This is a genomic window from Pseudarthrobacter sp. PS3-L1 (assembly GCF_030063285.1).
GTDB lineage: Bacteria > Actinomycetota > Actinomycetes > Actinomycetales > Micrococcaceae > Arthrobacter.
Window position 1 is genome coordinate 470,104 of sequence record NZ_JASISU010000001.1, and the last position, 18,671, is coordinate 488,774.

The 18,671-nt window shown below is 62.6% G+C and carries 18 protein-coding genes; 8 read left to right on the plus strand and 10 right to left on the minus strand.

The annotated features are described in order from the left end of the window. Nucleotides 1-24: 24 nt before the first annotated feature. A complete protein-coding gene (locus tag QMG79_RS02240; RefSeq protein WP_283536940.1) occupies nt 25-1,509 on the plus strand; it encodes a threonine/serine exporter family protein in 1,485 nt (494 codons plus the stop codon). 33 nt (nt 1,510-1,542) lie between these two features. On the opposite strand, the gene QMG79_RS02245 is transcribed toward QMG79_RS02240, so the two are convergent. Together QMG79_RS02245 and QMG79_RS02250 are read right to left on the minus strand one after the other, a co-directional pair. Then, nucleotides 1,543-2,418 (minus strand): siderophore-interacting protein, encoded by an 876-nt coding sequence (locus tag QMG79_RS02245; RefSeq protein WP_283536941.1) that lies wholly within the window; start codon nt 2,416-2,418, stop codon nt 1,543-1,545. Between the two features lie 14 nt (nt 2,419-2,432). Next, nucleotides 2,433-3,137, minus strand: coding sequence for a uracil-DNA glycosylase (locus tag QMG79_RS02250; protein WP_283537335.1), 705 nt, complete (start codon nt 3,135-3,137; stop codon nt 2,433-2,435). A gap of 254 nt (nt 3,138-3,391) precedes the next feature. On the opposite strand from QMG79_RS02250, the gene QMG79_RS02255 reads away from it, so the two are divergent. From QMG79_RS02255 to groL, 3 genes are all read left to right on the plus strand, one after another. Continuing rightward, nucleotides 3,392-3,745, plus strand: a complete 354-nt coding sequence (locus QMG79_RS02255; protein ID WP_283536942.1) for a DUF3263 domain-containing protein — start codon at nt 3,392-3,394, stop codon at nt 3,743-3,745. A gap of 49 nt (nt 3,746-3,794) precedes the next feature. Next, nucleotides 3,795-4,439, plus strand: a complete 645-nt coding sequence (locus QMG79_RS02260) for a LytR C-terminal domain-containing protein (RefSeq protein WP_283536943.1) — start codon at nt 3,795-3,797, stop codon at nt 4,437-4,439. A 319-nt stretch (nt 4,440-4,758) separates the two neighbouring features. Further along, a complete protein-coding gene (gene groL / locus QMG79_RS02265) occupies nt 4,759-6,396 on the plus strand; it encodes a chaperonin GroEL (RefSeq protein WP_283536944.1) in 1,638 nt (545 codons plus the stop codon). Between the two features lie 123 nt (nt 6,397-6,519). On the opposite strand, the gene QMG79_RS02270 is transcribed toward groL, so the two are convergent. Continuing rightward, nucleotides 6,520-7,830 (minus strand): ABC transporter substrate-binding protein, encoded by a 1,311-nt coding sequence (locus tag QMG79_RS02270; RefSeq protein ID WP_283536945.1) that lies wholly within the window; start codon nt 7,828-7,830, stop codon nt 6,520-6,522. A 229-nt stretch (nt 7,831-8,059) separates the two neighbouring features. On the opposite strand from QMG79_RS02270, the gene QMG79_RS02275 reads away from it, so the two are divergent. Further along, a complete protein-coding gene (locus tag QMG79_RS02275; RefSeq protein WP_283536946.1) occupies nt 8,060-9,064 on the plus strand; it encodes a ribonuclease HI family protein in 1,005 nt (334 codons plus the stop codon). A 12-nt stretch (nt 9,065-9,076) separates the two neighbouring features. On the opposite strand, the gene QMG79_RS02280 is transcribed toward QMG79_RS02275, so the two are convergent. The 4 genes from QMG79_RS02280 to QMG79_RS02295 form a co-directional block, all read right to left on the minus strand. After that, nucleotides 9,077-9,364: a WXG100 family type VII secretion target gene (locus tag QMG79_RS02280; RefSeq protein ID WP_283536947.1), complete on the minus strand. Its 288-nt coding sequence runs from the start codon at nt 9,362-9,364 to the stop codon at nt 9,077-9,079. A gap of 97 nt (nt 9,365-9,461) precedes the next feature. Further along, nucleotides 9,462-10,943: a sensor histidine kinase gene (locus QMG79_RS02285; protein WP_283536948.1), complete on the minus strand. Its 1,482-nt coding sequence runs from the start codon at nt 10,941-10,943 to the stop codon at nt 9,462-9,464. 32 nt (nt 10,944-10,975) lie between these two features. Continuing rightward, nucleotides 10,976-11,686 (minus strand): response regulator transcription factor, encoded by a 711-nt coding sequence (locus QMG79_RS02290; RefSeq protein WP_283536949.1) that lies wholly within the window; start codon nt 11,684-11,686, stop codon nt 10,976-10,978. A 70-nt stretch (nt 11,687-11,756) separates the two neighbouring features. Continuing rightward, the gene (locus QMG79_RS02295) at nt 11,757-12,257 is read right to left on the minus strand and encodes a DUF427 domain-containing protein (RefSeq protein ID WP_283536950.1); all 501 of its coding nucleotides are present in this window, start codon (nt 12,255-12,257) and stop codon (nt 11,757-11,759) included. Between the two features lie 186 nt (nt 12,258-12,443). On the opposite strand from QMG79_RS02295, the gene QMG79_RS02300 reads away from it, so the two are divergent. Then, entirely contained in the window at nt 12,444-12,698 is a 255-nt protein-coding gene (locus QMG79_RS02300) for a hypothetical protein (RefSeq protein WP_283536951.1), read from the plus strand. Then, a complete protein-coding gene (locus QMG79_RS02305) occupies nt 12,699-13,574 on the plus strand; it encodes an FHA domain-containing protein (RefSeq protein WP_349357241.1) in 876 nt (291 codons plus the stop codon). A 77-nt stretch (nt 13,575-13,651) separates the two neighbouring features. Here the strand turns inward: QMG79_RS02305 and QMG79_RS02310 are convergent, their stop codons facing one another. Genes QMG79_RS02310 through QMG79_RS02320 form a run of 3 tightly spaced genes read right to left on the minus strand, consistent with a single transcriptional unit; the run spans nt 13,652 to nt 18,065 of the window. Beyond that, the gene (locus tag QMG79_RS02310; protein WP_283536952.1) at nt 13,652-15,307 is read right to left on the minus strand and encodes a DNA repair helicase XPB; all 1,656 of its coding nucleotides are present in this window, start codon (nt 15,305-15,307) and stop codon (nt 13,652-13,654) included. A gap of 36 nt (nt 15,308-15,343) precedes the next feature. Next, nucleotides 15,344-17,821, minus strand: coding sequence for a helicase-associated domain-containing protein (locus QMG79_RS02315; RefSeq protein ID WP_283536953.1), 2,478 nt, complete (start codon nt 17,819-17,821; stop codon nt 15,344-15,346). A gap of 10 nt (nt 17,822-17,831) precedes the next feature. Continuing rightward, complete coding sequence (locus QMG79_RS02320; RefSeq protein WP_283536954.1) at nt 17,832-18,065, minus strand: hypothetical protein; 234 nt, start codon at nt 18,063-18,065, stop codon at nt 17,832-17,834. A gap of 205 nt (nt 18,066-18,270) precedes the next feature. Between QMG79_RS02320 and QMG79_RS02325 the strand changes: the two genes are divergently transcribed. Next, the gene (locus tag QMG79_RS02325) at nt 18,271-18,654 is read left to right on the plus strand and encodes a cold-shock protein (RefSeq protein ID WP_283536955.1); all 384 of its coding nucleotides are present in this window, start codon (nt 18,271-18,273) and stop codon (nt 18,652-18,654) included. Nucleotides 18,655-18,671: the final 17 nt, after the last annotated feature.

Here is an 18,671-nt window from a genome sequence, read left to right on the forward strand (position 1 = left end):
TAAAGATTTTTTGAGGACGCCGGAATGACCAAGCAACCTGAGGGACGACGCCGGCCCACCACCGACGGGCTGCCCAAAACGCAGCCGATGTCCGCAAACCAGCTCCGCCAGGATGTCGCAGCCAAGCGCATGCTGCGTCGGATCGTCCAGGGGGACACGCCTCCCACCGCCCCCATGAGCATTGTGGACCGGCTTACGGGTAGTCCCTATGCGAATCCGATGATCCAGGTGGGTGGGATCGACACATCGGCCCGCAAGACGCTGGACTTCGCCCTCGACCTTGCCGAAACCATGTTCCGGTACGGTGCCGGCGCACTGGAAGTGGAAACCAGCATCATTGCCGTGACCGCCGCCATGGGCCTGCGCAACATCGAGGTGGACATCACGAACCAGTCCGTCGGCCTCAACTATGCGCCAAAGGACCAGACCCCCATCACCCTGCTGCGCGTCGTCAGGTCCTGGACCAATAATTACGCAGGCTTGGCCACGGTCCACCAGTTGGTGACGGATATCGTCTCCGGTGGCGTAGGCCGCGACGAGGCCGTGCGGCGCCTTCAGGAAGCCAGCACCAGTCCCAAGCCCTTCCCCCGCTGGATGGTCACCATGGCCTTCGGCGTTTTTGCCGCAGCCATTGTGGGTGTCCTCGGTGGCGGCCCGGTTTCGTCGCTGATCGCTTTCGGGGCCAATATTGGTGTGAGCCTCCTGGCGCGGCAAATGGGAAAATGGCGGGTCCCGGACTTCTTCAGCACGGCGGCCTGTTCCGCGGCCGTGACGCTACTGGCGCTGATCCTGGGTACCTTTGGCCTGATCTCGGCGCCGGCAATTGTGGTGGTGGGCGGGATCCTGCTATTGCTTCCCACAGGGCGCCTTGTCTCTTCAGTCCAGGACGCCATTAACGGATTCCCCGTGACGGCTGCAGGGAGGTTCCTGTCCACTGCGCTGACGTTCGGAGCCATCATTGCCGGTATTGCTGTCTCGCTCGTGCTGGGAAACCTCTTCGGCATGCAGGGCATCGATGTGACGGCGACGTTCCCACCGGCCTACCAGCTGTGGGTGCTGATGATCTTCGTGGCCGTTGCGGTGGCTGCCATCGGGGTGACGGAACAGACCGCAGTCAAGCTCCTCCTGCCCACAGCCGCTATCGGTGTGGCGGGCTACCTGGTGCTGCTGGGGACCAATTCCTTGGGGGTTGGAGACCGGTTTTCCCCAGCTATTGCCGCGGTGGTGATCGGACTTCTGGCGCGGGTTGTTGCGCTGCGCATGGGCGCCCCGCAGCTGGTTGTTGCTGTACCTGCTGCGCTGATCCTGCTTCCCGGACTGACCATTTTCCGGTCCATGTACGTCCTGACCATCGAGGAATCCGAGGTGCTCATGGGCGCCGGCGGACTGATCTCTGCAGGTGCGATCGTGCTGGGAACCGCTGCAGGGATCGTCCTCGGCGATACCCTGGCGCGGCCGCTCACCAGGAGCCTGGCCAGCAACGAAAGGCGTAGGGCCCGCCGCCGCTGATCAACCGGCCCCCACGTCTCGGCCGCGCCAGGACTAAATCTTCCCGACAGGAAGTCGTTTCTCCGCCTGGAACACGTCCTCTACCCGGCCCTGCGCCCAGTAACCGGACAGGGAGACCTGCCCGCGCTCCAGGTCATGGTCGGTGAAGAAGACCTCACGGAGGCGCTTCATGTAGCCGCGCTCTCCGTGGGCAAATACATCAACTGTGCCAGGGAGCCACTTCGCACCCTGGACTGCTGATACCAGAGCATCGCTGGTGCCTGCTGCGACCCCATCCCGGAAGACCCATGTCACAGCCATTCCAGCAGGTGCCTGCACGTGGTACACATCAGCTCCGGTAGCAACCTCAATAAAGGCGTAGCCGCGGGCGTTGGCTGGTAGAGCGGCGAGGGACGCTGCAATGGCTGGAATCGCTGATTCGTCGCCAGCAAAGAGATACCAGTCTGCATCCGGAGCCGGGGCGTAGCCGCCACCGGGGCCGCTGAACGTGAGGGTGTCGCCCGGTTGCGCCCTGGCGGCCCAGGGACCGGCCAGCCCCTCGTCCCCGTGGTAAACAAAATCTATGGCCAGTTCCTGGGCCTCGTGGTCAACCCAGCGGACTGTGTAGGTCCTGGTGGCGGGCCAGTGTTCGCGTGGAAGCAGGTCCTTGATCCGGGCCATGTCCAGTGGCTCCGGGTACGTGACACCGGGGAGCAGGAAGACGATTTTCACGTATCTGTCGGAGTAGTCATTGGTAACGAAATCCTTGAATCCTTCGCCGCCCGCCACGATTCGGATCATGTGGGCCGAGATCTCTTCTTTCCGGAGGACGCGCAGGCTGGTCAGGGGCCTGGATTTTGTGGCCTTGGTGGGTTCAGCCGCGCCAGCTGCGGCGGGAGTGGACGGAGCGGGTTCAGGCGTGAAACTCATGAGGCGAGCCTAGCCTAAGTATTTTGGGGAATCTCCCACGTCACAGCTTCTGCGCCCTGCTGGGCCAGGAGGTCGTTGGCGCGGCTGAAGGGACGCGAGCCGAAGAATCCCCGCGATGCAGAAAGGGGGCTCGGGTGTGCGCTGGCAATCTGCGGAACGTCGCCGAGAGTAGGGGCGAACGTGCCCGCGTCCTTTCCCCAGAGGATCGCCACCAGCGGTGCTGGTCCGCCGTCGGGCCGCCGTCGGTCAACCAGGGCCCTGACGGCCGCTGTTGTTACTGCTTCCCACCCACGACGGCGGTGGGAGGCGGCTGACCCCGCGCGGACGCTGAGGACAGTGTTCAGCAGGAGTACACCCTGTCCTGACCACGCAGAGAGGTCGCCATGGGAGCGCGGTGGATAGCCAAGATCGCTCTCGAGCTCCCGGTAGATATTTCCCAGGCTACGGGGGACGGGCCGGGTATCGGGAGCCACGGAAAAAGCAAGTCCCACCGCATGGCCGGGAGTGGGGTAGGGGTCCTGGCCGATAACCAATACCTTGACCCGGTCCATGGGTTCCCGGAACGCCCGCAGCAGGAGCGGGGGTGAGGGCAGGACAGTGTGGCCAGCCGCGCTCTCTGCAGCCACAAACCGAAGGGCGCTGCGGAGCTCTGCCTCGACTCCTTCGAGTGCTGGAACCCAGTCCGGGGCCACCAGCTCGCTGAGGGGCATGGCAGCCATGTCAGCAGCACTGGTGGCATCCTTGCTGGTCTGCCCAGCGTTGCCAGGCCCACCCTTCGAGGCCGGCGGGACCCCTGGGGTTGACGGGTCCATGTCAAAAAGCGGTTCAGTATGTGGCACGCTGGCAATTCTCCCAGTCCCCGGGGCACTGCAGTCAATGTCCCGACCTAAATGACACGAGTGTTATTCGTCCGTACCATGGAGTGTGGGCCTGCCGTGCGGGGGCCCACCCTCAATCAATCCAGGAGCGGGTCATGGCGGAAGCAGCGCAGGAACACCTGCCGCAGGCGCAGGCGGGCCCACCAGCGACGGACAACCTTGCAGACGACCTGCTTGCAGATTTTGTCCTAAAAGATTCCCCTCTCTCGGAACGGGAGCAGCGGATGCTCGCTTTGGAGCGGCAGTGGTGGAAATACGCCGGAGCCAAGGAGCAGGCCATCCGTGAGCTCTTTGACCTGTCGGCCACGCACTACTACCAGTTCCTCAACGCGCTGATCGATTCAGAGGACGCCCTGGCCCACGATCCAATGCTGGTCAAGAGGTTGCGTAGACTACGTACGTCGCGCCAGCGAGCCCGGACGGCCCGCCGACTGGGTTCTGGCGCCTAACCTCAGCCGCGCTGAACCATCAGCAGCAATCAACAGGGATGCCCGCACCATGACCAAATATGCCCAAGATGAATTTGACCAGGTCCCGGAAAGCGCTGACCGACAGGGCGTTCACCGGACCATCGGTGCACCGGTAAGGCCCAGGCTGTGGCCGATTATGGCGCTGGGCGCGGCAGCCCTGGTGGTGGGACTCATTGCATTTCTCATCCTGCCGAGGATTGGTTTTGCGCCGGCCACCCCACCATCGTCCGCGGCATCCGTGTCACCTGGAGCCCTGCCGTCCGAATCAGGTGGTGCGGAGCCCTCCGCGGAGCCGTCAACAACAGCGTCAACGGCACCATCGGGTGAGCAGTCGCCATCGACGGAGCCTGAGCCAACGGACTCAGCTCAAGCAGAACCCACGGAGGAACCGTTGGCTGCGGACAAAACCCAGCCGGTGGCCATCTACAACGCGGCCGGAATTGGTGGGTTGGCCGGCCAGATTGGCGCTGTCGTCCAAAATGATGGTTGGCAGCTCGCCACCGTTGCCAATTGGACTGGCGTGCCCCAGCAGGGATCGGCAATCTTCTACTCCGGTCCCGAGCAGCGGGTCAACGCCGAGGCCCTTTCCACTCTGCTGAATATCCCCACCGTGGTGGAAAATGCAGAGTTCCAGGTCCCCGTGGCCGTTCTTCTGGGCCCCGGCTACAACTGACCTGTGGCGCACTGTGGCGCCAGGGACTGTTCGCCAGCAACGGAACCGGCCCCGCCGACGCGCACTGAACGCCTGCGCTGCTTGCACTCTCTCCGGGGGAGTGCTAATTATTGAGTTAGCACTCCTGAGTGCAGACTGCCAAGTGTCGACCGGATTTCCGGCCGCACGCAGGCACTGCTCCGGGGGCGAAGAACTACCTTGCGCGAGTGAGATCTGATCCGTCGAAGGCATACAGAGGCCGACGCCGGAGGGTCGTCCGTCGCGGGCACCAGCGCCAAGGTTCATTCTTAACGACTGTCCCGAAAGGACTACCGCCGTTATGGCCAAGATCATTGCATTTGATGAAGAGGCACGCCGCGGTCTCGAGCGGGGTCTGAACATCCTCGCCGACGCCGTCAAGGTCACCCTGGGCCCGCGTGGCCGCAACGTTGTCCTCGAAAAGAAGTGGGGCGCCCCCACGATCACCAACGATGGTGTTTCCATCGCCAAGGAGATCGAGCTGGACGATCCCTACGAGAAGATCGGCGCAGAGCTGGTCAAGGAAGTTGCCAAGAAGACTGACGACGTCGCTGGCGACGGCACCACCACGGCGACCGTCCTGGCCCAGGCCCTGGTCAAAGAAGGCCTGCGAAACGTCGCAGCCGGTGCTGACCCGCTGTCCCTGAAGCGCGGCATCGAGAAGGCTGTAGACGCCGTCACTGTTGAGCTCCTGAAGTCTGCCAAGGAAATCGAGACCAAAGAGCAGATTGCTGCCACGGCCTCCATCTCAGCTGGCGACAACGAAATTGGCGCACTGATTGCCGAGGCCCTGGATAAGGTCGGCAAGGAAGGCGTCATTACCGTTGAAGAGTCGAACACCTTCGGCCTGGAGCTGGAACTCACCGAAGGCATGCGCTTCGATAAGGGTTACATCTCCGCGTACTTCGTGACTGATGCAGAGCGTCAGGAAACGGTCCTTGAAGATCCGTACATCCTGATCGTCAACTCCAAGATCTCCAACGTCAAGGAACTTGTTGCTGTCCTGGAAAAGGTCATGCAGTCCAACAAGGCACTCCTGATCATTGCTGAGGACATCGAGGGTGAGGCACTTGCCACCCTGATCGTCAACAAGATCCGCGGCACCTTCAAGTCCGTTGCCGTCAAGGCTCCCGGCTTTGGCGATCGCCGTAAGGCTCAGCTTGCCGACATTGCTATCCTCACCGGTGGCCAGGTCATCTCCGAAGAAGTGGGCCTCAAGCTTGAGACCGCCGGGCTGGAACTTCTCGGCAAGGCACGCAAGGTTGTTGTCACCAAGGACGAGACCACCATCGTGGAAGGCGCCGGCGACACCGATCAGATCGCCGGCCGTGTCGCGCAGATCCGCTCGGAGATCGAAAACTCTGACTCGGACTACGACAGGGAGAAGCTGCAGGAGCGCCTTGCCAAGCTGGCCGGCGGTGTTGCAGTGATCAAGGCTGGAGCCGCAACCGAGGTTGAGCTCAAAGAGCGCAAGCACCGCATTGAGGACGCTGTCCGCAACGCCAAGGCAGCCGTTGAAGAGGGAATTGTCGCCGGCGGCGGCGTCGCCCTGATCCAGGCAGGCGCAAAGGCATTTGCCACGCTGAGCCTGACGGGTGATGAGGCAACAGGTGCGAACATTGTTCGTGTTGCCATCGACGCACCCTTGAAGCAGATCGCTTTCAACGCTGGCCTTGAGCCGGGCGTTGTGGTGGACAAGGTCCGCGGCCTCCCCGACGGCCACGGCCTCAACGCTGCCACGGGCGAGTACGTCGACCTCCTGGCTGCGGGCATCAACGATCCGGTCAAGGTGACACGCTCTGCACTGCAGAACGCCGCATCGATTGCTGGCCTGTTCCTGACCACCGAGGCCGTCGTGGCCGACAAGCCGGAGAAGAACGCTCCGGCCATGGGTGGCGGCGACGACATGGGTGGCATGGGTGGAATGGGTGGCTTCTAGCCTCCAGGTTTCCTCTCGGTAACTATGTACTGGTACTGAAGAAGGCCCCTTCGAAAGAAGGGGCCTTCTTCAGTACCCAGTGGTTCCCTCCATGCCTCACGTGCACTCCGGGAACATTTGGAGCTAGCGTGCCGTCGCCACCATTGAGTCAACTTCCTTCATGAAGGCCTGGGCGGCTGCCTGGGGCGTCAGCCGGTCATAGAGAACCTCATCGGTGAACCGTTTGATGACGTTCTGGACACTGCCCGCTCCCACCGGCGGAACCGGAGGGGCGTCGGCCATATCTGGCGTAATGTCCGCAAGGAAACTTACCACTGTGGTGTCGGCAGGCTGAAGTTTCGGGGTGATGGCCTCTACGATTTCCGGGTTGCTCGGCACACCACGGTCAGTCATCAGGATGGCCCCGGCAGCGGGACTGTTGGAAAGGTAGTTGATAAACGTGGCAGCTTCTTCCGGGTGCTTGGATCGCGAGGATGCGCTCCAGAACATCGTCGGTTTGAAGTACATGCCGTTATCGGTTGCCTGACCGTCGAGGCTGGGCGCGCGGAGCATTGTGAGGGAGCTTCCGGTAGTGGTTTCCAGCGAACCCAGCTGATTGGTCCACCACCACGCCATCCCAACCCTGTTTGTTCCGAAGAGGCTTTCCTCAAGGCCTGCGCCTGAGTCCTCTGTAGCGATTGACGCGGACGGGCTTGCCTTCGTATCGCGCTGTTCCTTCAGCCGTTCCCAGAAAGATGCGGCGGTAGCCTCGTCAAAGCCGAGCTCTCCGTTGTCTGTGTAGAGATCATGCCCATGCTGACGCAGCCAGATGATGAGGTCGGCTTCGTTGCTGCCGTAGGCGGCACCGTAGGTACCATCACCAGCGGAGCTTGAGATTTTGGCAGCTGTCTCCTTGAAGTCGGCCCAGGTCCAGGCCTTGTCGTCGGGCAACGGCACGCCTGCATCTTCGAAGACTTTGGTGTTGGCCATGATGACGTAGGCGTTCTGCCCTGTACTGACGCCATATTGTGCATCGTCATACTGGCCCGAGGCCAATGACTCCGGCGTCTGCTTGGACAGGTCGATTCCGCCCTGCGCCGAGAGGTCCATCAGGGCACCGCGGCCACCGTATTCTGCGATATATTTCTGGTCCATCTGGATGACATCCGGAGCGTCATTGGCGGCCGTCTGGGTCGCCAGCTTGTCCCAGTAACCACCCCAATCACCGGGTTCGGCCTTGATAGCAATTCCGGGATTCTCCTCCTCAAAGGCGGCAATGACCTTCTCTGTCTGCGCGTTGAGGTAGTCGTTGCCCCACCATGCGAAACGAATCGTGACATCTCCGTCTGCAGCCTGTTCACCTGATGAGGCACCGCATCCGGTAGCCAGAAGGGAGACGGCGACAGCCAAAGCACCACATCGCAGGCGTACGGCAGTTGCGTGATGTATTTTCATTGGATCAGGACCTCTCTTTACCTACGGTGACAAACTGGGGCAAGGCGCCACCAGGCCGTCCACCGTTTTCCGCGTCGTTGCGGCACCCTGAGAAAACGTTTTCTTGAAGGTGAAAAGATTCTTTCCTGCCAGGAGCGTCGAGTCAAGGCCTGTCCGGACAATTGTCGTTCTGACTCCCTGCCAGGACCTGATGGGATCGATGTCTGGGGTCTCTGGCAGGATGGATGCCGTGACGATAACAGCAGCTGCCGACGGTTCGGCCCTCGGAAATCCCGGCCCATCAGGCTGGGCCTGGTACATCGACGATCAGCAATGGCATGCCGGTGGATGGCCACATGGAACAAATAACCAGGGCGAGCTCATGGCCGTTCTTGACCTGTTCCGCTCCACATCCCACGTCCCGGAAGAGGAACTGCGGATTCTCTGTGACAGCCAGTATGTGATCAACTCCGTCACCAAGTGGATGCCGGGCTGGAAACGTAAGGGTTGGCGCAAATCTGATGGAAAGCCTGTCTTGAACGTGGAACTTCTCCAGGACATTGACCGTGAGCTGAAGGGCCGAAAGTACACTTTCGAGTGGGTCAAGGGTCACGCTGGCCATCCGCTTAACGAAGCTGCCGACGAGCGCGCCCGGGCTGCGGCGACGGCCTTTCAGCAAGGTGTTGCCCCGCGCTCCGGGCCAGGCTTCGGCGGAGCAGCAGAGGCCCGCGGAGTGTCCTTGGAGGAAGCAGCCTATGCCAGCGCCAGCGAGCACACTGCAGGAGTTCCCGCAGGTGCCCCTACACCCCGCGCTGACAAAACTAGTGCGGCGGCCCTTCATGAGGCACCGGATCTGTTCAGCGAACTTGAAGAGGATCCGTTTGCGGCGGCACCGGGTATCATGCCGTCTGCCGTGAGTGCGGAAAGCACTGTGGAGGCCTTGGAGAGGGAACTCCTGGAGCCAGCCGTCCGCGCGGACCTAGGCCGGACTGGGCAGCTCCTGCACCCGGATTTTATCGAGATTGGCCAATCCGGCCGCTTGTGGACCCGCGACGCCACCATGACCTCGTTGGCGGAAGATGGACAGGAACGGGTTGACCTGGAGCTAATTGCTGCAGACCGGGTGTCATCAGGGTCGGTGCTCCTGACCTACCGAAGTCACACGCGAGAGGGGACTGTGCTGCGAAGTTCGCTGTGGGTCCTCGATGGTGCGGCATGGCGGCTCAGGTTCCATCAGGGAACGGCTGAGCCGTGATGAGGCCTGGTATCAGCTGAACCGCTGCGTGTTTCCCCGCTCGGTCTCGGCGTAGCTTGCTGCAGCCGATGACAGTGCCAGGGTGATGGAGGCCAGCGAAGCCTCCACCCGGCTCTGGGTAAGGGCCCACTCCGCCACGAGTGCCTGGAAGTTGGTGGCCGCTGACCCGCGCCAGGATCCCTGAAGTTCATCGAGTCCCAGCTTCATGGTGTGGACATCGCTGCTGATCCGGTCCACGGTTGCGCGAACATGGGCGGACTTGATGTCTAGCAGTTCTGTATCGACGGAAATGATGCTCACGGTGGGCTCCTGGGTGCTCGGTGGTCGGAAGAGACCGCCCTTGGACCGGGCGGTGAATCGAGACTAAGAGTGTCAGGCGGAGAATGCCCACCAGGCGCTACCCTATGTGGATAACTTCGGTGGGGTCAGGAGAATCCCCACCCGGGTCAACCGAATCGTGCAGCGCCTCGTCAGCTTGCCACGGAATCGTCACTGAGAGCGTGGCTCCACCGCCGGCAGTGTCTTGGACCTTGACTGTGCCGCCGTGCGAGCCCACAATCGCTGCCACAATGGCCAGTCCCAGGCCGCTGCCACCGGTTTCCCGGGTACGTGAGGTATCCGCTCTGTAGAAACGTTCGAAGACCTTGCGCGAATCTTCCCCTGAAATCCCGGGGCCGTGGTCCCGGACCTCAATAATGGAGGTTCGTTCGCCACCGGCGTTGGTTCCCGTGCCCACCGCCAGTTCAATGGGGGAGCCGTCAGGCGTGTAGCGCAGGGCGTTGCCCACCAGGTTTCCCACTACCTGGCGAAGTTTCGCCTCGTCTCCAAGGACTGGCGCAGGGCCTGGTTTCAGGGCGCCCTGGAGACCCACGAGCGTAACCTTTCTGCCCCGCGCGGTGGCCTGCGTGTCAACAACAGCGTCGTTGGCCAGGAGATGGAGGTCAACAGGCTTGTTCTGGAGTGGAAGTTGTTCGTCGATACGGGCCAGGAGGAGCAGGTCTTCCACCATGGAGCCCATGCGCTTGGCCTCGCTCTCGATCCGTCCCATGGCAGTGGCGACGTCCTCGTCCTCGGACAGCGCACCGTGGCGGTACAGCTCCGAGAAGCCGCGGATTGTTACCAGCGGGGTCCGCAGTTCATGGGAGGCATCGGCGGCGAACCGGCGCATGCGATCTTCCGATGCAGTACGGGCAGCAAAGGCGGACTCAATGTGGGAGAGCATCGCGTTAAGGGAACCGGCCAGCCGGCCAAGCTCCGTGTGGCCATTGGCGCCTTCGACACGGCGGGAGAGGTCCCCGGCGGCAATGGCGGCGGCTGTTTTTTCAACCCGTGACAGCGGCTGGAACGCTCGCCGGACCGTCCACGTAGCAGCCATGATGGCCAATAGCAGCGTAGCGAGCCCAACAAGTGAGACAACCAGCCCTGCATGGCGGACAACATCGTCCACGTTCGTCAGGGGAAGGCCGATCACGACGGCGGCATCAGGAGTGCCGTCGGTTGTTGCCAGGGAGACGTCAACAGCAACAACACGCCAGCTCTGCCCGTTGGTCCCATTTGCCATAAAGGGCACCCGCTCAAGGTCGAGGGCCTTCCCTACGGACATTGAATCTATGGCTGGCTTGATGTCCTTGTCGCCGGCAAGCGAGACAGTGCTTCCATCGGGCCTGAAAAGTACGAGGGAGTAATCGGTTGGCACCATGGGATTGGCCGCTTGGAGCTGGGAGAAATTACCCTGCCGTTCTGCGGTGGTTACTGCGGCCTTCAGTTTTGCGTCCACCTGCTCCACGAGGTAGCTGTGGAGCAGGGTCAAGGTGGTTGCGCCCGTGATGGTCAACGAAACCGTCAGCAGGACAATAATGATCGCAACCAGCTGCGACATCAGGGACGCAGCTTTCCATTTCTGAACCAAGGTCAGCGTTTTTCCGCTGTCCGCAGCACGTAGCCAACCCCGCGCTTGGTCTGGATCAGCGCCGCTGCATCCGGATCGATGTCCACCTTGCGTCGGAGGTAGGAAATGTAGGACTCCACAATCGAGGCGTCGCCGTTGAAGTCGTATTCCCACACGTGGTCAAGGATCTGGGCCTTGGACAGGACACGGTTGGGATTGAGCATCAGGTAGCGCAGGAGTTTGAACTCTGTGGGGGACAGCTCGATGACAGTGCCACCGCGACGGACCTCGTGGGCGTCGTCGTCGAGTTCAAGGTCGTCGACACGGATGATTGCCTCATCGTCGAGGAGTGGCTGGGTCCGGCGCAGCACGGCGCGGATACGGGCCACCACCTCATCCAGGCTGAAGGGTTTGGTGACGTAGTCGTCGCCGCCCACCGTCAGGCCAGTGACTTTGTCTTCGGTGTCATCCTTCGCGGTCAGGAACAGGACAGGAAAATGCTTCCCGGCGGCGCGGAGCTTCCGCGTGACGGTAAATCCATCCATGTCAGGCAGCATGACATCCAGGACCGCGAGGTCTGGCGCATGTTCCTCAGCGGCTGCAAGCGCTTCACGTCCGTTGCTGGCAGAGACTACTTCGAAGCCGGCAAAGCGCAGGGAGGTGGAGAGCAGTTCGCGGATGTTGGGCTCGTCGTCGACAACCAGGAGCCGTGCCTCGGGGCCATTTTTCTTCATACGTCCATGATGCTCCCAGTTTCTGGGAGTTCTCTGGAAGCTAGTTGTGTGTTCCTTGGGATACCGCCTGTTACCAGCCGAGTGTTCCTGGTTCTCCCTTGAACGGTCCCACAACCCGATCGGTGATCCACCCGCCGTAGAAGCCGCCTGCCTGCGCCTTCACGCGCTCTCCGTCAACCTCGCACAGTTCCAGCCGGCCAGGGTAGACGGCCACTCGGTCCGCAAGAATTTCATACCCTGGTGTGGGGTTCGGGTAGAACCATGCGGCAGATTCCGCCGTAACCTCCCCACTGCGGAGGCTGAGGTACCCGGCGACCCCCTTGAACTCGCAGAAGCTGCTGCCGTCAGCGGGAACAAGTGTGTCTGCGACAAAATCGGATCGCAGCACGTAGTAGACAGGGGGGTGGCTGGTTTCGAGGACCCGGACGACGTCGGTGGTGTCCAGTATGGTGCGTCCGCCAAGGACCATACAAACCCTCTCGGTGACGTGGTCAACCGCAGGAGGCCGAGGGTAGTCCCAGACAGATTCCTGGCCGGAGAGTGGGCGGATGGGCTTGATGTCTCTGCGCATTGCTCAAGTCTGCACCCTCTCTAGCGGCCTTCAGGGCCGGGGAACCCTTTGTGGGCGCAGAACGTTAGCCGAAATCCCTATTCCCCCTTGTCGAACCCGGGTCTACAGTTGGGCCATCACGTTCCTCAGAGCGTGATGGCAGCAAGACAGGTTTCAGACAGCACCCATTGAAGAGGACTGACAATCATGACTGAGAACACCACGGCAGGCGACTCCACAGCTGACCGCAGTATCCGCGACTGGGCAGATCTCGCTGAAGAGATGTGGTCCTACCTGACGGGCAAGGGCGCAGCCATCAACTATGAATTCGTTGACATGAGCGTCGAGGTCCCCCGGGACATCGGACCAGACGCGCCGCGGGCCACCTGGAAGCTCAACGGCAGCCTCCGGGTTACCACCACTGACAAGGATGCCGCAGGCTCCGACACGAACCGGGGGTGAATGGCTGTGGGCAGATTCCGGCTGGACATGGATCTGGAGTTCTCGTTCACTGATGAGGAGGGCGCGCAGGCGCAGGGGACCGCTGTCGCGGCGGGCACCGAGGTAGTGATTTCCCTCGATGGACTGGGTGCTTTTAACGGTGGTGGGATGCCTTCCCTGGAGGAGGTCAGGACATTTGCTGGCGTCTTGGCCCTGCAGGGCCTGAGCATCTGCATTGAGGGTCCGGATGGCCGGATCATCAGCCTCGGTGACGTCAAGGCACCGGCTTCCCAGCGCCTCATTACGCGATCGCCGCACATCAGGCTGGGCAAGCTCGGTGCCATGGCACCGCTCGTCAAGCTTGGTAGGAAGCAGTCGGGAGGGTTCTCCCTGTTGCCACCAACAACTCCATTCCCCGTGATGCCGACTGTCCAGCGGAAGATTGTCCGACGGACCACCACTACCCATCACACCCGTGGCAGTGGACGCCCCAGGCTCATCTTTGTGCAGGACTCCGCCACCTGGAACGGCCAGGTGCCCAGGGAGGTCACCCTGGACCGGGAGAGCATCAGGATAGGCAGCGGCAACGATATGGACGTCCAGTTGGCTGGACTGGAGCAATTCCATGCCGAGATCGTCCACAATGAGGCCGATGAATACGTGCTGGTCCCGCATGGGACAGTTTCCGGCAGTGTCAGCGGCCCCGACGATTCGGTGCTGCGGACGGGTGCCCGGCTACAGATGGGGCAGTGGTGCCTGGCCTACTTCCGGGAGGAGTTCGCCGATCACGGCAGGCCCTTTGGTGGTCGGAGCGGCGGCGAGCTCGCGTTCCAGCGGACCCAGCACGACCCACGGACCGGAACTACCGAAAGGGACGGCTCGCAGGGCGTCTACTGATCAGGACCCCGTGGGCAGCTCGTCCTGCCCACGGGGCCCGACACCTACTGACGGCCCGCTGGGGCAGCGGCGGTACCTCAGCCTTCCACGTGTTCCGCTGGGAGGTCACCGGCATCAAGGATCCGGTACGCATACCCCTGTTCGGCAAGGAAGCGCTGGCGGCGCGCGGCAAATTCCTGGTCCAGGGTATCCCGGGCCACCAAGGAGTAGAAGCGTGCCGCCCGGCCATCCTTTTTGGGACGCAGGAGCCGGCCCAGTCGCTGTGCTTCCTCCTGGCGGGAGCCGAACGAGCCGGACACCTGAATGGCTACCGAGGCTTCCGGTAGATCGATCGAGAAGTTGGCAACCTTGGAGACAACAAGCGTCTGCACCTCCCCGGCGCGAAAAGCTGCAAATAGCTGCTGGCGTACCTTGACGCTGGTATTACCCTTGATCACGGGGGCCTGGAGACGTTCACCAATCTCGTCGAGCTGATCGATGTACTGGCCAATTACCAGCAATTGCTCGCCACGGTGCTGTGCCACGAGCTGTTCAACCACGGTGGTCTTTGAGTCGGAGGTGGCGCAGAGCCGGTACTTGTCGGCGTCGTCCGCCATGGCGTAGGCCATGCGTTCATCCCCGGGCAATTCCACCCTTACCTCTACGCAGTCAGCTGGTGCAATGTAGCCCTGCGCTTCGATATCTTTCCACGGGGCGTCATAGCGCTTGGGCCCAATCAGGCTGAAGACCTCGCCTTCGCGGCCGTCTTCCCTGACAAGTGTTGCCGTCAGCCCCAGCCTGCGGCGCGCCTGCAGATCGGCGGTCATCCGGAATATGGGTGCAGGCAGCAGGTGGACCTCGTCGTAGATAATCAGGCCCCAATCGTTACCATCCACCAATTCCAGGTGCGGATAGATTCCGCCGCGCCGCGTGGTGATGACCTGGTAGGTGGCAATGGTGACGGGGCGGACTTCCTTGACGGAGCCTGAATATTCGCCGATCTCCTCTGCGGTGAGCGAGGTTCGCTTAAGCAGTTCGTCCTTCCACTGCCGGGCAGAAACAGTATTGGTAACCAGGATCAGCGTGGTGGTGGAGCTGGCAGCCATGGCGGCCGCACCCACCAGCGTTTTCCCCGCACCGCAGGGAAGCACGACGACGCCGCTGCCGCCGGCCCGAAAGTTGTCTGCTGCCAGCTGCTGGTATGGACGCAGTTTCCAGCCCGTCTCATTGAGCATGATGGGGTGTGGCGTCCCGTCGACGTACCCTGCCAGATCTTCCGCGGGCCAGCCAATCTTGAGCAGCAGCTGTTTGAGCTGCCCACGCTGCGATGAATGCACCACCACCGTCTCGCCGTCGATCCGGGGTCCCAGCAGCGGAGCGATCTTCTTGGCCCTGGAGACTTCCTCGAGGACCGGGTAGTCCGTGGTGCGAAGGACCAGCCCGTGTTGCGGATCCTGCTCCAGGCGCAGACGTCCGTAGCGGGACATGGTGTCAGCTATGTCGATCAACAGGGCATGCGGGACGGGGAACCGCGAGTACTTCAGGAGGGTATCAAGGACCTGTTCGGCGTCCAGCCCGGCGGCCCGTGCATTCCACAACCCCAGTGGCGTCAGCCGGTAGCTATGAACATGTTCCGGTGCCCGCTCCAGCTCGGCGAACGCTGCAATGGCGTGCCTGGCCTCCGTGGCAAGTTCGTGGTCGACTTCCAGGAGGACTGTCTTGTCACTCTGGACGATCAGTGGCCCGTCACTCATGCCCACCGGCCCGGGGCTGCGCAGCGCAGATGGTTCTCATAGGTCGTGTTCCTCTGTTGCCTGGACGTCAATAATGCGATGGACGGAGATAACCCGTTCCGTATCCCTGGCTGGATCGTGGACCCGGACACGGCCACCTCCGGCTGACAGGGGAACAACGCGTTCGCTGCTCTCGTTCCCGGCACTGTCGACAACGTTCATGATCACAGCCCGGCCAAGCCGGATGGCCTGTGCCAGGCTTTCCAGCCCCAGGTGTGGAGCCGCCTCGCTGGCACTGTCCAACGACGGCTGTCCCGGCCCGCCGTGAACGGTTGCGGCTTCTCCTCGCAGCAGGGCGATCTGTGCAGTGATCTCGCCATCGGGCGGTGGCGCACCTGGGGGAGAATAGACGGGCCGCACGCTTCCCGGCGCCGCTATGCTGCGGCGGACGCGGAGAAGCGCTGGCTGGGCGTCGTCGACGGCGGGGGAGACTCCCATGTCCCGCAGGGCCCTGGCAACCTCCCGAGGGGCTGTGGTGGAGACCAGCACAGTAGGTGCCAGCTGGACCACATGGATGCCAGCAGCTGGGGCAGCCGCAAGGATACGCTCCAGCGCACCTTCGTCTGAACTTTGGATGAAACTCGCGGCAGGTCCAACCTTCACCTGACCGTGCCGGGAAGCCGTGTCCGCAATGAGGTACTCAAGGGGCTGTGGAACCGCTGTTGCCGAATTCTCCTGGAGGAACCCGAGGATGGCGGTGGCGTCCAGCCCGGAATCGAGGGCCCGCCTGATGGTCGTGGCGGAGAACCTGAAGGTGGTTGCCGGACCCTGCCCTTCGGCGTCGGACATGAGTAGCAGCGTTGCAGCGATCCGGGGGGCCAGGTACCCCGGTGCGATGGCGGTGAGATCAGCCTGCAGCAGGACATGCTCAACCTCGGCCGGCAGGTGGTTCCCCAGGAGCGCCAAAGCATCCTGGTGGCGGTCGGTCGCAACGGCGCTTCCCAGCTGACTCAGGGCGCCAGAGCCCACCAGGCCCAGAAGTTCGGCTTCTGCCAGGACTCCACGGATCAGGGAACTGAACCTGCGGGACATCCGCGGCTGCGACCACTCTGCCCGCTCCATCACGGCTGCTGCGTCGACAACTGGCGCCGTACCATCGCCAGGATCCGCCTCGGTGCTGAGTTCCAACAGGACCTCCAGGATCCTGCGGCGGACCAACGGCGCATCGGGGCGCTGGGCCTCGGCCGAGAGCACGTTGACCTGTCCACCGGTGGCCCGGGAAACGTCCGCCGTGACGTGCCCTGCCACAGGCTGTCCCACAAGGGACGGGACCCGCTCGCTGGTAAGCCAGGCTGTTACCAGCCACAACCATTGCTCCTGGCGTGGCAGCGCAAGCCACTCAAGGTCAGGTGGCTGGATCCATGATGAGCTGTCGACATCCAGCCGCAGCAATCCAGCCAGCGCGGCGATCTCGGCCAGGACTGCGGTCTTGGCCGTATCCAGCCTGAGCGAATCGGCCAGCCGTTTCAGTTCGCGGACGCCGACTCCACCGCTGCGCAGGGTTGTCAGCGGATGCCGCTGGATCGATCCGAGGAGCTCGCCAATCAGGCGGAGGGTCTCGGCAACGGACCCCAATGCTGCGTTGCGGCGGAGCATGGCGCTGGTGGTGCCCAGTTGAGGGCGGGGCGGGTGAAGGGAAAAGTCTGTGATGATCGCTCCGCCGCGGAGTGCCAGTCCTACACTGTGCGGCAGTTCCACATGGGATGCGTCCAGGGGGACCAGGAGGCCACGTGCCAGGAGCCAGTCGACGGGACCTGCAGGGGAGGATTGCGCCAGGGATGTCTTGCGCTGGGCCTTGGGAACCGCGCCCATCGCCCAGTGTCCGAATTTTGCCAGCAGTGCGGGCGTCCGGTCTGGCGCGTCGGCAAGGATTCGTTGCAGCGCCGCTGGTGAGGCGGTCCACTGTTGCAGCGCGAGGGCGGCTTCCATTGGGGTGGTGGCCGCATGCAGGTCCTGCCCTGCACTTCTGAGTTCACTGACCAGATCCACGGCATGCTGGGCGAAGGACGGCTGCAGGCGCACCAGTTCGGTGTAGCTCCGGCCAAGGCCCGCCGGATAGATCCCCAAGACGTCCTTCAGGCTGGCAACTGGCAGGTAGAACTTCTGCCGACCGGCTACCGTCCCGTGGGGCGGTTCTGCCCGATGGATCAGCGCAAGCGCCTGCAGGTTCGCCAGAAGTGGCTCCAACGCCACAAGCGTGGACCCGCTGATCAACTTCCGCAAGCCAGCGACGGATGCGCTGTGGCCGGTGTCAGTGTTGGTGCACAGGTGCAGCGTTTCCAGGACCTGCATTTCAGGACGGCTGAGTCGTTCCAGCGCACGCTGGACGCTGACCCTGGCGCTGGCCCGCGCTGCAAGGGTGGAAAAGTCGTGTGCTGCGGGGGCCATGAGGTCAGGGCGGGCGGCGAAGAGTTCACGCAGGGAATCGTCACTGCGGGCGGACAGTTCCTGGCCAAGTGCCTGGATCATCGACATCAGCGGTGGCTCATGATCTTGGCCGGTTTCCAGCCCTACGGCGCCCCACCACAGCATCCACCACCAGGACCAGCATGAGAAGGAAAGCAAGGGGCAGGCCGTAGAGGGCAGCCGAGGTGACCCAGACCGGAGCAGTGATATTCATGAACGCCAGCACCATGACGCTTCCCACTGCTGCCAGGGAAAGGACTGCCACCAGGGCGGCCACTGCGGTAAGTGGCCGCCTGCTCCGTGAAGGGATCATGCAGGTAACGCTAACAGCCCCGCGACCGCTCGGACCGACGTCGACGGCGCTGTCTATTGCGGAAGAACATGGTCCGGCAGGATAACCTTGACCGAACAGACCAACACGGTCCGGGTGTCCAAGCCCTGAACCCGCCCAACGGAGCGGATGCGCAGTGGACTCAGGGACGTGTCTTGAACAGGACAGAACGAAGAAGGTTGATTACGTGCCTACTGGCAAGGTCAAGTGGTATGACAAGGACAAAGGTTTTGGATTCCTCGCGGGGGAGGACGGCCAGGAGGTCTTCCTGCCCAAGTCGTCGTTGCCCGACGGCCTGACGGACCTCAAGCCCGGAACACGGGTCGAGTTCGGCGTTGCCGACGGTCGCAAGGGAGCGCAGGCGCTGGGCCTTAGGGTGTTGGAAAAGACTCCCTCGCTGGCCAAAGCGAAGAGGACCGGCGCCCGCGACCTGGCGCCGCTAGTCCAGGATCTTGTATCAGTTCTGGATGATCTTTCCGGCACGCTTTCGGCCGGCAAATATCCGGAAGGTAACAAGGGCAAGGCAATTGCCGCCGCACTGCGAAAAGTTGCCGACGAGCTGGACGCGTAGGTCTGCCGTGGATCTCG

Excerpts from the sequence above, each read along its gene's own strand:
- QMG79_RS02240 (WP_283536940.1), top strand. The coding sequence starts at position 25 with ATGACCAAGCAACCTGAGGGACGACGCCGGCCCACCACCGACGGGCTG.
- QMG79_RS02245 (WP_283536941.1), bottom strand. The coding sequence starts at position 2,418 with ATGAGTTTCACGCCTGAACCCGCTCCGTCCACTCCCGCCGCAGCTGGC.
- QMG79_RS02250 (WP_283537335.1), bottom strand. The coding sequence starts at position 3,137 with ATGGCTGCCATGCCCCTCAGCGAGCTGGTGGCCCCGGACTGGGTTCCA.
- QMG79_RS02255 (WP_283536942.1), top strand. The coding sequence starts at position 3,392 with ATGGCGGAAGCAGCGCAGGAACACCTGCCGCAGGCGCAGGCGGGCCCA.
- QMG79_RS02260 (WP_283536943.1), top strand. The coding sequence starts at position 3,795 with ATGACCAAATATGCCCAAGATGAATTTGACCAGGTCCCGGAAAGCGCT.
- groL (WP_283536944.1), top strand. The coding sequence starts at position 4,759 with ATGGCCAAGATCATTGCATTTGATGAAGAGGCACGCCGCGGTCTCGAG.
- QMG79_RS02270 (WP_283536945.1), bottom strand. The coding sequence starts at position 7,830 with ATGAAAATACATCACGCAACTGCCGTACGCCTGCGATGTGGTGCTTTG.
- QMG79_RS02285 (WP_283536948.1), bottom strand. The coding sequence starts at position 10,943 with ATGTCGCAGCTGGTTGCGATCATTATTGTCCTGCTGACGGTTTCGTTG.
- QMG79_RS02290 (WP_283536949.1), bottom strand. The coding sequence starts at position 11,686 with ATGAAGAAAAATGGCCCCGAGGCACGGCTCCTGGTTGTCGACGACGAG.
- QMG79_RS02295 (WP_283536950.1), bottom strand. The coding sequence starts at position 12,257 with ATGCGCAGAGACATCAAGCCCATCCGCCCACTCTCCGGCCAGGAATCT.
- QMG79_RS02300 (WP_283536951.1), top strand. The coding sequence starts at position 12,444 with ATGACTGAGAACACCACGGCAGGCGACTCCACAGCTGACCGCAGTATC.
- QMG79_RS02305 (WP_349357241.1), top strand. The coding sequence starts at position 12,699 with ATGGCTGTGGGCAGATTCCGGCTGGACATGGATCTGGAGTTCTCGTTC.
- QMG79_RS02310 (WP_283536952.1), bottom strand. The coding sequence starts at position 15,307 with ATGAGTGACGGGCCACTGATCGTCCAGAGTGACAAGACAGTCCTCCTG.
- QMG79_RS02315 (WP_283536953.1), bottom strand. The coding sequence starts at position 17,821 with ATGTCGATGATCCAGGCACTTGGCCAGGAACTGTCCGCCCGCAGTGAC.
- QMG79_RS02320 (WP_283536954.1), bottom strand. The coding sequence starts at position 18,065 with ATGATCCCTTCACGGAGCAGGCGGCCACTTACCGCAGTGGCCGCCCTG.